Below are 13,948 nucleotides of genomic sequence, written 5' to 3'. Positions count from 1 at the left end.
CAGGCCAGGATAAAAGATTATATTTGCTGGCATATTTATCCCTATGAAACTGAATTATCTCTTTTTCTCCCTGATTATTATTAGTGCCTGTCAACCATCGGTGCAACCGACAGCATTGCCCGCAGATAGTATTTCTATGGCAGAAGATACCGTAGCTGCCGATTTTCATGAAGTAATAACCACAGATCTTAATAATGACGGGAAGATCGATACCCTTACACTTTCTAAACCTGCGGAAGAGGGCGATCTCGGTACATTTCAGAAGATTGAGATTTCATTGAACGGAGGCGACCGGAAGTCATTTGAGACAAACAATATGTGGGATGTTGTGGATGAGAGTTTTTTACAGGAAAACGAGAATGCAGTGGAATCCTCCCATTTTTTTGTTTATAAAGACAATAACCATTTTGAAATTCTGCTGTTTGGATATATTTATGGAGCGGGAAGAAGTGATTTTAACATTATCTATGGCCAGGGGACACACTTTAAGATGGTTTTTGACGACGCAATTCAAACTCCTATGAAATTGCAGGACATGGACCTGGATGGCAAACCGGAATTCCTGTGCCGCAAAACAGATTACGAAATAACTGGTGGGGCTATAGATAGCCTGGGACCTGGACAGGTTGGCACCTATGATCCATTTTCCGTGTTTACAATTAAGAATGATACCATGGTGTTAGATGAAGCTGCCTCCCGCCGGTATAATGAGCAGCATTATATATGGCTTGGTAAGGAAGCGAATCCAACATTGCGGGTCTATTATTTTGAGGATGAGAATAAGCTACCGGTGGAGGTTAAATAATTCCCCGTTTGGGGTAAATAAGAAAGGTTGCTCTGTTGAGCAACCTTTCTTATTTACCCCTGCTTTATAAGTGAGGATAATTTCTGTTTGTTCTTAATAATGATCGTTTTTCCTGAAAGTTCAATGATATGATCTGCCGTAAATTCGTTCATCACTTTGAATATTGTTTCATACGTAGTTCCGGCATAAGACGCAATATCCTGCCTGGTAAGGGTGCCTTTAATGGTACCTTCTTTGTCACAGCCGAATACTTCTGCAATTTTCAGCAGGGTATCCGCAATACGGCTTTTTACATCCATATGCACCATGTTCCGCATTCCCTTTTCTGCCTCCTGCAGGTCTTTGGCGTAATAAAGCATTAACTGGTAAGTAAGCTCAGGATTTACCCTGAGTGTAGTTTTAAGAAACTCTGTAGAGATAAAGCAGACTGAGGCATCTTCCAGGGCAGTGGCAGAGACCGGATAATGCTGGTCTGCACCAATTCCCCTGTGCCCAAGAACATCGCCTTCCTTTGCTAGTTTGATGATAAGCTCCTTATCCGCCCCCCACTTTTTATGTATTTTAACCTTTCCCTCATGCAGAAAATAGAATCCTGTAACAGGTTCTTCTTCCCGGAATATTGTCTGTCCCTTCCTGAAAGTCAACAGCTTAGAATTGTTATCAATCGCAGCTTCCCATTCAGGCAAAGCATATTTTTTCAAAAAGCAATTGGTCTCGTGATGCATAATCAAATTTACTAAAACATTGCCTAAACAATATTATAAAAAGCCATTTTAATAAATAAATTTAATAAAATGTTGTTTTAGCAATACTTTTGCAGAAAAAACAACATTTTATGCGCGATAAAGATATTGATGAATCTATTTCAATAGCGCCCTCCCTTGACCTTATTATTGACAGGGAGCTGGAAGAAAACCGGCCTCTGGTGTCAAAAAGGATCTTATACCTGAGCATCCAGGTAATATTTAATGCTATTATAATAGGTTTTATCGCAAAAGTGCTGGTGGCGTTGATCAGCCTTATCACTAATCTTTCATTTTACGGAAAATTTTCAATTGAAGAAAGCAGTCCGGCAGGCAATCATCATGGCTGGTGGGTAATTCTCATACCGGTGATAGGTGGATTGCTGGTGGGTATTATGGCACGCATCGGATCTTCAGCCATACGTGGGCACGGAATACCGGAAGCCATGGAACAGGTACTTACAAATAAAAGCCGCATAAAACCTATCATTACTTTATTAAAGCCACTTTCTGCCGCTATTTCCATAGGCACCGGCGGCCCCTTTGGCGCTGAAGGGCCTATCATATCTACTGGTGGCGCATTTGGTTCGCTGACCGGACAGATCATGCATATTTCCCCCAATGAAAGGAAAATTATGCTGACTGCCGGGGCTACGGCCGGTATGGCTGCTATTTTCGGAACTCCGGTAGCGGCAGTATTACTTGCCATTGAATTGCTGCTGTTTGAATTTTCTCCCCGTTCTATTATCCCTGTGGCATTAGGCTGCGCAACAGGCGCAGCCATGCACTATGCTCTTTTCAGCGATGCTCCCGTATTTTCAATGCCTTCCATTCCGCCGGCAGGAACAGAAGCAATGATCTGTTATGTAGGCATGGGTGCAGTTATAGGCCTGATTGCCGCTTTTGTGACCAAAAGCGTCTATTTTATTGAAGACATGTTTGAAAAACTACCTGTTCACTGGATGTGGTGGCCGGCAATAGGCTCTCTCGCAGTAGGTATAACAGGTTATTTCGCCCCTTATACAATGGGAGTTGGTTATAGCAATATCTCACAGCTGCTGAGTGGTAGCATCAGCATTCAACTTATACTGGGACTGTGTTTCCTTAAATTTATTTCCTGGTCTATCTCTTTAGGCAGCGGCACTTCAGGAGGAACGCTTGCACCGCTGTTAACCATTGGAGGCGCTACCGGACTGGGACTCGGTTTTATTGTAGCATCTCTGTTCCCCCAGGTTAATATCAGCCTGCCTACCTGCGCCCTGATAGGAATGGCAGCCATGTTTGCCGGGTCAGCAAGAGCCCTGCTCACATCTATAGTCTTTGCCTTTGAAACAACCTTGCAACCACATGGCTTATTACCATTGCTGGGGGCATGTACAGCATCCTACTTCGTTTCCTTCTTTATGATGAAAAGCAGTATAATGACGGAGAAAATTAACCGGCGGGGTGTGCAAACACCAGATGCGTACGAACCCGATATCTTGCGGGAGCTGGTTGTGGAAGAGGTGATGGATAAAAACATCCCTGCAGTAACGGCGAATGAACGTATCAGAGAAGTATTGGAAAACTCAAAAATACAGAACGGATATGGCGCAATTATCTTTAATAACGAGGATAAGGTATCCGGAGCAATAAATTTAAAAGATCTGTATGAAGGAATATTAAAAGGACATACTACCATCTCTGAGCTGGAATATGAAGAGGTCTACGTGTTTCCCGCCAGTACTTTACTTGCCGCCATTACCTTAATGGAAGAACATAAGCTGGACCTGTTGCCTGTAGTTTCAAGACAAAACAAGGGGAAGGTAGCTGGCATTATTACAAAACACCTGATACTCTCTGCTTATCGCAGAAGGCGTGACGATAGTAACGAACATCAACGGGAAATTTCAATAAGGCGAAGTAGTTACCGGTTACTGGCCAAAACGAAAATGTTGAGGAAAGAACAATCTAAGAGATCCAGGGGAAAGAGCTGAGGTAAATACTGACAAACGGGGATAGTACAAAAGTATTATCCCCGTTTTTATTTCAGGGCAATAGCTTATAATAATTAACGTCTTGTTAATGAGGGGCTTCTTTTATGCGGGCTCCGAAAGATTCCCGAAATTTATCTGGCCAAACAATCTTATAATGTTCCGGGTTACGACAAACATCCCCTCGGATGTTTTACTTCCGTATATTCATTCTTATCAACTGATAGAATCTACCTTCCTCTCCGGCTATGAGGATAAGTTAGTGGCACCGCATGTCATTCCCGGGCTGGCATTTAATATAGGCCGGCCGCAAACCATCTGCGATCTTCAGCGCCGTCAGTTCCTGGAAAGCCTGATCATCCTGGAACCTAACAGTCAGCCTTACAGCCTGCGTTTTTTTCCTGGCACGCGCATGATCATGCTGAACTTTAAATCTGACGGATATTACCGGGTATTCGGCTCTCCTCCCCTGCCCTGCCTGGAAGAGCTTCGCTCCCAATTGAAAGAAACAGACCGTTACCGGGAACAAATCCGGCTGATAGAATCCTTTTTAACCACAACACTGAAGCATAACAAAAAATATTGCAGGAGTATTTCTTCTGCCATTGCGCTTATCTATTCTTCCAATGGCAATGCCAGCATTCATGAACTGGAAAAAGAAACTTTTATCACCAAACGTACGCTGGAACGCCATTTCCTGAAACAGACAGGAATGAATCTCAAAATATTCTCCCGTATTGTACGCTTCAAAAAGATGATGAAATACATCGCAGAACAACAGACAATTTCCCTGGCGGAGCTGGCGCGTAAATTCGGGTATTATGACCAGAAGCATCTCCGGCAGGAATATCTTTATTTCACGGGCTCGTTGCCGGAGGTCCGGCAATTCCCTGCCACCGGGCTTGAACAGGCATTGGATTTCTGAAGATTGTCACTTTTTTCCCATGCCTGCGGTAGTTTTTAGTCTAGTTTTACATCCCGTCCCTGACCACGTCCCCAATTAACATGAAAGACCTCCAACAAGTGCATATGTAAACCAATTAAACTATACTATATGTCACACTTCTTTCATGATCCGCACAATTCACGTCGTGATTTTCTGAATCGGCTTGCATTAGGGGCCACATCCCTGGGGCTGGCCTCACTGGCAGGGCCTCTGAATCTTAAGGCTGCATCTGAACACTCAGCCTTCTCTCCTTCATCTGAGGAGGACCCGGATGCCTGGTTTAAGAAGATCACCGGTAAACACAAACTGGTAGTAGATGCCACCCGTCCGCACGAGATCTTCCCGTTTGCATGGCCTAAAGTCTTCCTGCTCACCAATGCCGCTACCGGTACCCCGGAACAGGACTGTTCTGTAGTAGTGGTATTAAGACATGATGCTATTCCATATGCAATGGAGAATTCACTGTGGACCAAATACAAGCTCGGAGAGGTATTCAAGGCCGAAGACCCGGCCACTAAAGCCCCTTCATTGAGGAATCCCTTCTGGAAACCGCAACCTAATGACTTTGTTGTACCAGGATTAGGGCCGGTAGAGATAGGCATTGATCAGTTACAAAAGAGTGGGGTGATGTTCTGTGTATGTAATATGGCTATTACAGTATATAGTGCCGCAGTTGCAGGAGGTATGGGCCTTGATCCCGCCACTGTGAAGGCCGACTGGCTGGCAGGAGTACTGCCCGGAATACATGTTGTACCATCCGGTGTATGGGCTGTTGGCCGCGCCCAGGAAAAGGGCTGCGGATACTGCTTCGCAGGATAAATTTCATGAAAAAGAAGAAGATATTGCTGTCGGGAGTATCCCTGATCATTATTTTGCTGAACTGTAAGAGGGATAAGCAGATATCTGAAATTTTATGGACCGCCCCTGACACCTCAACTATACCTCATACAGAAGAAGGTATGCAGATCCGCTATGGGCGTGACCTGATCGCGAATACAGCTCAGTATCTCGGACCCGGCGGAACAGTGGGCACATTCACCAACGGCATGAATTGCCAGAACTGTCATCTTGCTGCCGGTACCGTCCCCTGGGGTAACAATTACGGAGCCGCATTTTCCACCTATCCCAAATTCAGGGCACGGAGCGGCACCATTGAATCTCTTGAAAAAAAGATCAATGACTGCCTGGAACGAAGCCTGAATGGTAGCCCCATAGATAGCAACGGTATCGAAATGCGGGCTATGGTAGCATATATGCGCTGGCTTGGCCAGCACCTGCCGAGAGATATCAGGCCGGCAGGAAGCGGCATTAAAGAGCTGCCCTTTTTAAAACAGGCAGCAGATCCGCAGAAAGGCGCCGCAGTTTACACGAAGAAATGTATGCTATGTCATGGTCAGAATGGAGAAGGGAAAAAAAAGGCAGATAGCGCTGGGTATCAGTATCCTCCTTTATGGGGACAAGGCAGCTTCAACACCGGCGCGGGGCTTTATCGTATCACCAAAATGGCAGGGTATATCAAAAACAACATGCCCCTGGGAGCAAGTTATAATAGTCCACAGCTGAGTGATGACGAAGCCTGGCATGTTGCAGCGTTCATTATTACACAGCACAGACCGGAAAAAAAATACGCGCAGGACTGGCCAAATATACATACCAAACCTGTAGATCATCCTTTCGGTCCCTTTGCGGATACATTTCCGGCACAACAACATAAATATGGCCCGTTCGGACCTATTCAGCAGGCAATGCGTAAACGAGAACATTAAAAACTGATGTATGAAAAAACTAACTCTTCTGCTGCTCTTACTTTCAGGGAGTATATACATGTATGCTCAGAAAGTACCTTACAGAGTGATCTTTGATCTGACCAGCAAAGATCCGGCAAACTATTCGGCCGTACTTCGCCAGATCAAAGGTATCAAGGAAGCCAGACCGGATGCACAACTGGAAGTGGCCATGTATAGCGAAGGAATTGATATGGTATGCAAAGAAAACCTAGCATTTGCAAAAGATATAGAAGACCTGATCAATGAGAAAAAAGCCACATTCAAAGTCTGCGCTTTCACACTCAAAAGAAAGAATATAGATGCAAGTGAATTATTGCCCGGTGTTACAGTTGTACCTGACGCTATCTACGAGATCATTACCCGTCAGAGCGAAGGATGGGGATATATTAAAGTAGCGCAGTAATCATTCAACTATCCTTTCAGAAACCTTATCAAGTCTTCCCTGTATGATCTGCCAATAGGGATCATCACCCCGTCATGAAGGGAAATCCTGTTTTCCCGGATGCGGCGGATGTATTGCCTGTTGACAATATAAGACCTGTGTACCTGAATGAAAACATGCGGATCAAGCTTATCCAGCACGCCCTTCAGCGTATGATAAAAAATATAGGGCCTGCCTGCCGTATTTATTTTGATATAATCCTTACTTCCTTCAATATAGATGATCTCCTCCTGCCTGATATGCTGTAATCCTTCCTTATCTTTCATCAGCAGGGTCTCTCCCTGTACAGGCTTGGGCTCCTGCCTGCCGGCATTGACTTTTTGTATGGCCCTGGAGAACCGCTCAAATGAGAAAGGCTTTAATAAATAATCAACAACTTCCAGCTCATACCCCTCAAAGGCATACTGCTTATAAGCTGTTGTAAAGATCGTCTTTGGTGGTTCCCGTAAAGCCTTCAGGAAGCTGATACCATTGACAAGCGGCATTTCAATATCCAGGAACAAAAGATCTGTTGTATGCCGGGAAAGATATTCAAAGGCCTCCACCGTATTCCGGAATGCCGCCTGCAGGCACAGCTCCGGCGTCTGGGCTATATAATGCCCCAGTACCTCCAGCGCATAGGGCTCATCATCAACAATTATACAATTCATTTATAATTTTATAATTACTTCCGCATAATACCGGCCATCCTGCTCCTGCAGCAACAGCCGGGACCTTCCCGGATAATACAGTTCCAGTCTTTCCCGGATATTGATCAATCCTATCCCCTGCGTAGCCTCCCTCTTCTTATCCAAAATATCGTTTTTCACACTGAAGACCAAATCCCTCCCGTTCATAAACAGTTCTGCTTCCACCGCCGCATCATCCGCTATTTTATGCTTTCCATGTTTGAAGCTGTTCTCTATCAATGGCAGGAATAACATAGGCGGTATCCTGGTATCCTTGTTCAGCTCTCTTATATTGAAAACAACTGACGACTTAGGATATCTTATCTGCTCAAGTTCAAAGTAATTCTGCATGAAAGATATCTCATGGTCCAGGTCTATGTATTCTTTTGCTCCATCATATAATATATGCTGCATCAGCTGTGACAGCAGGAGGATATACCTGGAAGTCTGTTCCCTCGGCGCCGTCAGACTCATACCGTAAAGGCTGTTCAATGTATTGAAAAGAAAATGAGGCTGTAACTGTACCTTCAGCAAATTAAGCTGCAGACGCAGATTATCTGTTTCTGCTTTATATAACCGGGCCTCATTCCTGTAACTGAACCGGGCAAAACCAATGGCTGCAAAAGCAATAAAATCCAGGAACACGAGATTCAGATCGCGGAAAGACGGACGGTATAATGCCATAAAGTAAGCATGGACATTTACATCTTCTGTAAATACCGCAAATAACCGGGCCATATAGCTATTGTTCAACCCAGTGATAAGAGCAAAGTATATAATTGTCAACCCGGACAGGGCCAGGTATTTCTTCCTGGCTACCAGCTCGGGTAAAGCCCAGCGATAATAAGGTACCAGGTATAAAGTAGAACAGACACTGAATAAACAAAGCTGCAGATAGGGGAAATCATTGCCTGGAATCCAAGGCAGTTGTGCATGGTCCAGGTGATATGAATATTTATAAATGGCGGCATATAATATCCATATCAGCAACTCCAGTACAACAGGAAAGGTGATATTAAATTTCTTAAGCACGGTGTAAATATCTGTTTACAGGTTATTATAATATACTTTCTCCGACAAACAACATTCCTTGCACGACCAACAACAATGAGCTTTCCTTTGGCAGCCCTTATATGTTCTCTGCCGGGTAATTCGCTTTATGGAGTGAATCTCCTGTTTTTTTACAGGAAAATAAAATACACCATGCATAAAACGCTGACCTTTCTCCTCCTCCTGCTTGCCCACAATATCTTTGCACAAGAGATGCAGGCAGACACCCGGAATTATAAAGCATTCAGGCAATCAGTCAGCCCATTGATCAGCCAGATGGGAAATAAAAAGTTTGTGGGACTGGGCGAAGGCACACATGGCACAGCTGAATTCTACAGGTTCCGCTACTGGATAACGCGGATACTGGTGGAAGAGAAAGGCTTCACTCACATAGCCTTTGAGAATGACCTCAGCGATACCTGGCTGCTGGAACAGGAGCTGCGTAACAGCACTTCTCCGGATACACTCATGAGAAAATACCTTCTTAGCATCTGGCAAAATGAAGAGACCAGGGAGTTACTGATGTGGACCAGGGAATATAACAGAACGCATAAACGGAAGGTCAGGATAGAAGGGCTGGACTATGTTATGCTTAAGCCGGATGTTATGTTGCTGAAACGTTTGCTTGGAAATATAACGGATACAGGCATCCGGAAATCACTTAACGATCTCGAATTGCCAGCTGCCTTACAGGATGAAGCATGGGAAGGAATGAACCGGAAAGGCTATAAACCGGACTTCGCATTATTATCACAAAGCAGCCACCGGGGATACCTCCTGGCGGATACCCTGGACAAAAGGCTTGCCGGCATGAACATTCCGGAGAAAGCTATCTGTCATACGGCACTGGAGAATATCAAACAGGGTTTTGGGCCTTTTTACAGCGCAGTAAGCCAGACGGCAGGAATATCCCGCGATAGCAGTATGGCTTATAATGCCTTCTTACTGGCAGGCGCGCCTGGCGAAAAGATGATCATCTGGGCGCATAATGCTCATCTGGCAAAGAAAGGAATCTTTAATAACGAGGTAGGCGGGACCGGCGGACACCTGCTAAAAATGTTCCCGGGAAACTACTTTGTCCTTGGTACCGGAACTGCTACCGGTACTTTTGCCGCCACCACCGAAGCCCGGGATACTTATACAAATCCTATGTCAGCCTATTCTTTACAACAGCCAAAGGAAAATTCCTGGGATTCTATCCTGAACAATTCCGCTTTGCCTGCTTACTATTTCTTCCCGGCAGAATATAACCGGAAGAGAGAAGAGAGGCCATTACGTTTTATAGGATACAACCCTGACAGTGGCCCTAAAACATATGATATGACCAATATGACCAATCTGTTTGATGCTTTCCTGTTTATAAAAGAAACCCATGCAGCAACTCCATTAACAAAGCCTCTTTCAGTCAATAAGCAGTAAAATGTGCAATAAGAGGCGTAAATTCTGCATTTTCAAACACCCCGAACTGTCTCATCTTTGCAGCACAATAGTTGATGATCATCTGCTAAAACAACAAACTATAAAAACCATTTTCAAAAGTATAAAATGAAAAGAAATTCAACCGTAGCTGCTGTTGTAATCACAGCTATATTCTCTACACTGTTACTATCAGGCGCAGCTTTTTCACAAACAAAGAGACAACCGGGAGGTTTGGGAAGGGAAGAATATATTGAAGTAGAACCGAACGTCAAATTACATGTTACTGACCTGGGAGAAGGAAAACCTGTAGTATTTATACATGGCTGGCCTTTAAGTGATGCAATGTATGAATATCAGTATGCCTATTTCATTCAGAAAGGCTACCGGGTAATCGGTATTTCCCTGAGAGGCTTTGGGCTTTCTGATAAACCCGGTGGAAAGTATAACTATGATGTTTTTGCTGATGATATAAAAGTAATACTGGATAAACTGAAGATAGAGAACGCCACAATTGGTGGTTTTTCAATGGGCGGAGCAACGGTTATCCACTACGTTGCCAAATATAATGCGGCACACGTATCCAAACTGGCATTGTTTGGCGCAGCAGCTCCGATATGGACAAAAAGATCAGATTTCAATTATGGTATCTGGACTAAAGAAGATGTGAATGGCCTGATTGCCCTGAACAATACCAACAGGCCTCAGTTGCTCGAGAATTTCGGTAAGATATTCCCTGCTAATGAAACCAGTGTATCTCCCGGTTACGGTGCATGGTTAGGCGGTATACAGGCCCAGGCTTCTCCCTATGCAATGGGCGAGGCATTGAAAACACTTCGTGATTCTGACCTGAGAGACGATCTGAAGAAAATTAAGATCCCGGCGCTGATACTTCATGGCAAACTGGACAGGATCTGTTCTTACGACCTGGCTGAGCAAATGCATGCCTTACTGACCAACTCAGAACTGGTTCCTATGGAGAAAAGCGGCCATGCCTTATTTATCGAAGAGCTGGAGAAATTCAATTCAACACTTTTAAGCTTTATTCAGAAAGCAAAATAATCTTGCAGGAGTAGCAATGGAAAAGAGTCAGTATGTACTCTTTTCCATTGTTATTCCAGGTTAACCAGTCTGAATGTTTCTCTTACTATCACTTTCACATTTTCTGCTATGTCACAGAGTGTACATTCCAGCATTTTACATACGGTATTCAGCTCTTTGTTCTGTTCAACCAGGTCAAGACGAAGCATGGAAGCACCGGCACAGGAGGAAGAGCCTTTCAGCTGTTCAAATACCTCATATGCGGTTTCCTTATCAGGTCCGATATAGAAACGTCCTGTTTCAACATAACCTTCAGCTACGCGCATGTTGACGGTGATTTGAAATAAGTCCTGAGTCATAATGATAATGGTGTATTTGGGTTAAGGCAAAAGCAGGCTGCCCTGAGGCAAGACAGCCTGCGTATTGGAAAAGGCCGTATATCAATATCTTCAGCTATCTTTTATTTGATCTCAATCATCCGGGGAGCTTTCTGTTTAGCTTCCTCCTTCTTAGGAATAGTCAGGTATAATAGCCCATTTTCATACCTGGCGTTGATCTTATCTTCGTCCACTACGTCTTTAGGCAGTTCAAAACTGCGTTGGAAAGACTGATAACTAAACTCCCTCCTGGTATAATTAGCTTCTTTCTTTTCTTCCCGGCGCTCTTTGGCTGAAGAAATAGTTAGCAGGTTACCGTCAAGGGCTATATTGAAATCCTTTTTATCCATACCTGGCGCTGCTACTTCTACCTCATAATTATCGGCCGTTTCCCTGATGTTTACAGACGGGACTGTTGTGCTTGTGGAAGAAAAGTTACTGTTACCCCAATTAAAAAGCTCGCGGCTAAAAAAGTCGTCGAATAATGAAGAGATTGATGGGATGCGACTTCCATCTCTTTTAACAAGTGACATAATTAACCTCCTTTTTTAATAAGTGAACAAATAAAATATAAATGAACCCTTATAACAGGTAGCTTTCATTTTTATGAAACAAACTAAATGCCATGAAGAAAAGGACTGATTTTTTTTCAGTAAGTCTGACAACTTTTCGGGGTGAATGTTAACATGACAAATCCGGGAAGAATCATGGAATTATTACCTTTACCATCATTTGTTATAACATCATTATATAACTCAATAACTATCACATGAAATTCAACATTGCAACTATCCTCGCCCCTGCTGCCATTGCTCTCTTTATGGCAGCCTGTAACAGTGGTACGGGCACTTCAGAGAAGAAGGCCGACAGCACCGCGGCCGTTACCATTAAAGAAGAGGCTGTAGATATCCAGGCGGATAGTGTTACGCTGAAAAGCATTGTAGCTTACAGTGATGATACCACAGCGAAAAAGCCTATTGTCCTGATCGTTCCTGAATGGTGGGGCCTTGATGATTATGTAAAAGGCAGGGCTAAACAGCTGGCAGAGCTTGGTTATTTTGCCCTGGGCATAGATATGTATGGTAACGGTAAAGTAGCAGAAAATCCTGAACTGGCGGGTAAATATGCTACACCTTTCTATACAGATCCACAGTTGGGTAAAAGTCGTCTGGAAGCGGCGCTGGCTAAAGCCAAGACCTTTCCTGGCGTAGATACTACCCGTATTGCGGCTATCGGGTATTGCTTTGGCGGATCTATGGTGCTGAATGGCGCTAAGCTGGGATTGCCTGTAAATGGTGTAGTAAGCTTTCATGGCGGACTGAAGGGCGTGCCTCCGGTGAAAGAGCTGCTAAAAGCACAGATATTGGTTTGTCATGGTGCGGCAGATTCACTGGTACCTCATGCAGATGTGGTTCTTTTCAGGAAACAGCTGGATTCCCTGAGCATCCCGTATACTTTCAAGGAGTATGCAAATGCTACTCATGCGTTTACTAATCCTGCAGCTACAGAGAAAGGTAAGAAGTTTAATTTGCCTATTGTTTATAACGCAGCGGCAGATACGGCATCTTTTAAAGATATGCAGGCGTTTTTTGCACAGATATTTAAGTAATAGCGCTTTTTGAATGAGAAAGGGCCGGTTTTGTAAAAACCGGCCCTTTCCATTTTATAGCATAGAAACTATTCTCCTGAAAGAAAATCATATAGCTCTTTTGCAAATTTCTCATATGCCGGAGCTTCTCTTTGCTGAATAAAATGTTTCAGCGTACCCATTCTTTCACACTTTTCCACGTTGCTGTCTGTAGCGGAGTGCGAGTAAGTTACCACGGGTATTTCCCGGAAAGCATCGTTTGTCTTTATAAAATACAGGATGTCAGATCCCGGAGCGGCAGATGATAGGATGGCATCAGGGTAGAAAATGTCCCCGCTTTCCATAATATCCTGCAGGTCTTTGCCGTCTGCAGCAACAGCCATCACATTAAAGAGACCGGAACCATCAAAAGATGATTTGATCAGCGCTCTGCCGTCTGTATCGTTTTCAGCTATTAATATGTTCAGTTTCCTCATGGTACAAATGTAGGAAATGTGATAGGCTGAAAAATGGTTGAAAATAAATTTTGTTGAATAAAGTTTTTTCCTACCTTTGCAATCCCAAACGGGAAAGGCCGCGTTGGTCAATCGGCTAAGACGCCTCCCTTTCACGGAGGAATGACGGGTTCGACTCCCGTACGCGGTACCAAAGATGACGGAGATAGTACGAAAGTATTATCTCCGTTTTTCTTTTGAGCTAATTCGTGCGACAGTTGGGCGATGGAGAGGAAGACTTCATTTACGCGTGTGGTTCGACACTGGTCATTTTTCCGGTTATAGGACATTCCTTCGGGAAAAAGTAAGAATTGAAGTTGTTGTTTTTCGGCGTAGGCGCCTAAATCCCAGGTGGTGGCGAGGTTAGCTGCGTAGTTAATGATCTCATCGACACACTTATCCAGGTTCGACACCTCATTTCCCATCTTTCCCAATTCCTCCGCAGTTGCCTTCCGTTCTCCAATAAGTTTTGTTGTGAACTCCTCGTATAAATCGGATCAAGTTGAAAACTTGGGGGATTTTGATTCTAAGCATAGATTTTGGCTAATCTGTAAAGGAAAAACTCTACATCTCTGACTCCCCTTAGTGCATTTCTAAAGGCTTTAATCTTAGCATTGA

The 13,948-nt window shown here is 44.0% G+C and carries 15 protein-coding genes and 1 tRNA gene; 10 read left to right on the top strand and 6 right to left on the bottom strand.

Annotation, left to right across the window (positions count from 1 at the left end; genetic code table 11):
* The first annotated feature begins 43 nt into the window (after positions 1-43).
* Positions 44-805, top strand: coding sequence for a hypothetical protein (locus tag GO493_RS29050; protein ID WP_157309755.1), 762 nt, complete (start codon positions 44-46; stop codon positions 803-805).
* A gap of 53 nt (positions 806-858) precedes the next feature.
* Here GO493_RS29050 and GO493_RS29045 read toward each other — a convergent pair whose 3' ends face one another.
* Positions 859-1,491, bottom strand: coding sequence for a Crp/Fnr family transcriptional regulator (locus GO493_RS29045; protein ID WP_232539151.1), 633 nt, complete (start codon positions 1,489-1,491; stop codon positions 859-861).
* A 149-nt stretch (positions 1,492-1,640) separates the two neighbouring features.
* Here GO493_RS29045 and GO493_RS29040 point away from each other — a divergent pair, with 149 nt between their 5' ends.
* The 5 genes from GO493_RS29040 to GO493_RS29020 all read left to right on the top strand — a co-directional run bounded on the left by GO493_RS29040 (position 1,641) and on the right by GO493_RS29020 (position 6,657).
* Positions 1,641-3,524, top strand: coding sequence for a chloride channel protein (locus GO493_RS29040; RefSeq protein ID WP_157309753.1), 1,884 nt, complete (start codon positions 1,641-1,643; stop codon positions 3,522-3,524).
* Positions 3,525-3,678: 154 nt separating this feature from the next.
* Entirely contained in the window at positions 3,679-4,446 is a 768-nt protein-coding gene (locus tag GO493_RS29035) for a helix-turn-helix domain-containing protein (RefSeq protein WP_157309752.1), read from the top strand.
* Positions 4,447-4,575: 129 nt separating this feature from the next.
* Positions 4,576-5,286: a twin-arginine translocation signal domain-containing protein gene (locus tag GO493_RS29030; RefSeq protein ID WP_157309751.1), complete on the top strand. Its 711-nt coding sequence runs from the start codon at positions 4,576-4,578 to the stop codon at positions 5,284-5,286.
* A gap of 5 nt (positions 5,287-5,291) precedes the next feature.
* Complete coding sequence (locus GO493_RS29025) at positions 5,292-6,233, top strand: c-type cytochrome (RefSeq protein ID WP_157309750.1); 942 nt, start codon at positions 5,292-5,294, stop codon at positions 6,231-6,233.
* A gap of 10 nt (positions 6,234-6,243) precedes the next feature.
* Complete coding sequence (locus GO493_RS29020; protein ID WP_157309749.1) at positions 6,244-6,657, top strand: DsrE family protein; 414 nt, start codon at positions 6,244-6,246, stop codon at positions 6,655-6,657.
* Between the two features lie 8 nt (positions 6,658-6,665).
* On the opposite strand, the gene GO493_RS29015 is transcribed toward GO493_RS29020, so the two are convergent.
* Both GO493_RS29015 and GO493_RS29010 read right to left on the bottom strand, forming a co-directional pair.
* Entirely contained in the window at positions 6,666-7,346 is a 681-nt protein-coding gene (locus GO493_RS29015) for a LytR/AlgR family response regulator transcription factor (protein ID WP_157309748.1), read from the bottom strand.
* Positions 7,347-8,396: a sensor histidine kinase gene (locus tag GO493_RS29010; RefSeq protein WP_157309747.1), complete on the bottom strand. Its 1,050-nt coding sequence runs from the start codon at positions 8,394-8,396 to the stop codon at positions 7,347-7,349.
* Positions 8,397-8,567: 171 nt separating this feature from the next.
* Between GO493_RS29010 and GO493_RS29005 the strand changes: the two genes are divergently transcribed.
* Together GO493_RS29005 and GO493_RS29000 are read left to right on the top strand one after the other, a co-directional pair.
* Positions 8,568-9,833, top strand: a complete 1,266-nt coding sequence (locus GO493_RS29005; RefSeq protein ID WP_157309746.1) for an erythromycin esterase family protein — start codon at positions 8,568-8,570, stop codon at positions 9,831-9,833.
* A 126-nt stretch (positions 9,834-9,959) separates the two neighbouring features.
* Complete coding sequence (locus GO493_RS29000) at positions 9,960-10,892, top strand: alpha/beta fold hydrolase (RefSeq protein WP_157309745.1); 933 nt, start codon at positions 9,960-9,962, stop codon at positions 10,890-10,892.
* A gap of 50 nt (positions 10,893-10,942) precedes the next feature.
* On the opposite strand, the gene GO493_RS28995 is transcribed toward GO493_RS29000, so the two are convergent.
* Both GO493_RS28995 and GO493_RS28990 read right to left on the bottom strand, forming a co-directional pair.
* Positions 10,943-11,197, bottom strand: a complete 255-nt coding sequence (locus GO493_RS28995) for a hypothetical protein (RefSeq protein WP_157309744.1) — start codon at positions 11,195-11,197, stop codon at positions 10,943-10,945.
* Between the two features lie 134 nt (positions 11,198-11,331).
* Positions 11,332-11,781 carry an Hsp20/alpha crystallin family protein gene (locus tag GO493_RS28990; RefSeq protein WP_157309743.1) on the bottom strand — a complete coding sequence of 150 codons (450 nt, stop codon included), beginning with the start codon at positions 11,779-11,781 and terminating at the stop codon, positions 11,332-11,334.
* Positions 11,782-12,017: 236 nt separating this feature from the next.
* On the opposite strand from GO493_RS28990, the gene GO493_RS28985 reads away from it, so the two are divergent.
* Positions 12,018-12,857 (top strand): dienelactone hydrolase family protein, encoded by an 840-nt coding sequence (locus tag GO493_RS28985; RefSeq protein ID WP_157309742.1) that lies wholly within the window; start codon positions 12,018-12,020, stop codon positions 12,855-12,857.
* A 68-nt stretch (positions 12,858-12,925) separates the two neighbouring features.
* On the opposite strand, the gene GO493_RS28980 is transcribed toward GO493_RS28985, so the two are convergent.
* Positions 12,926-13,312 (bottom strand): ANTAR domain-containing protein, encoded by a 387-nt coding sequence (locus GO493_RS28980; protein WP_157309741.1) that lies wholly within the window; start codon positions 13,310-13,312, stop codon positions 12,926-12,928.
* Between the two features lie 97 nt (positions 13,313-13,409).
* Here GO493_RS28980 and GO493_RS28975 point away from each other — a divergent pair.
* Positions 13,410-13,484 (top strand) — tRNA-Glu (locus GO493_RS28975).
* Positions 13,485-13,948: the final 464 nt, after the last annotated feature.

The organism is Chitinophaga tropicalis, from assembly GCF_009758205.1.
GTDB lineage: Bacteria > Bacteroidota > Bacteroidia > Chitinophagales > Chitinophagaceae > Chitinophaga > Chitinophaga tropicalis.
This window is presented reverse-complemented; position numbering and strand designations above follow the sequence as displayed.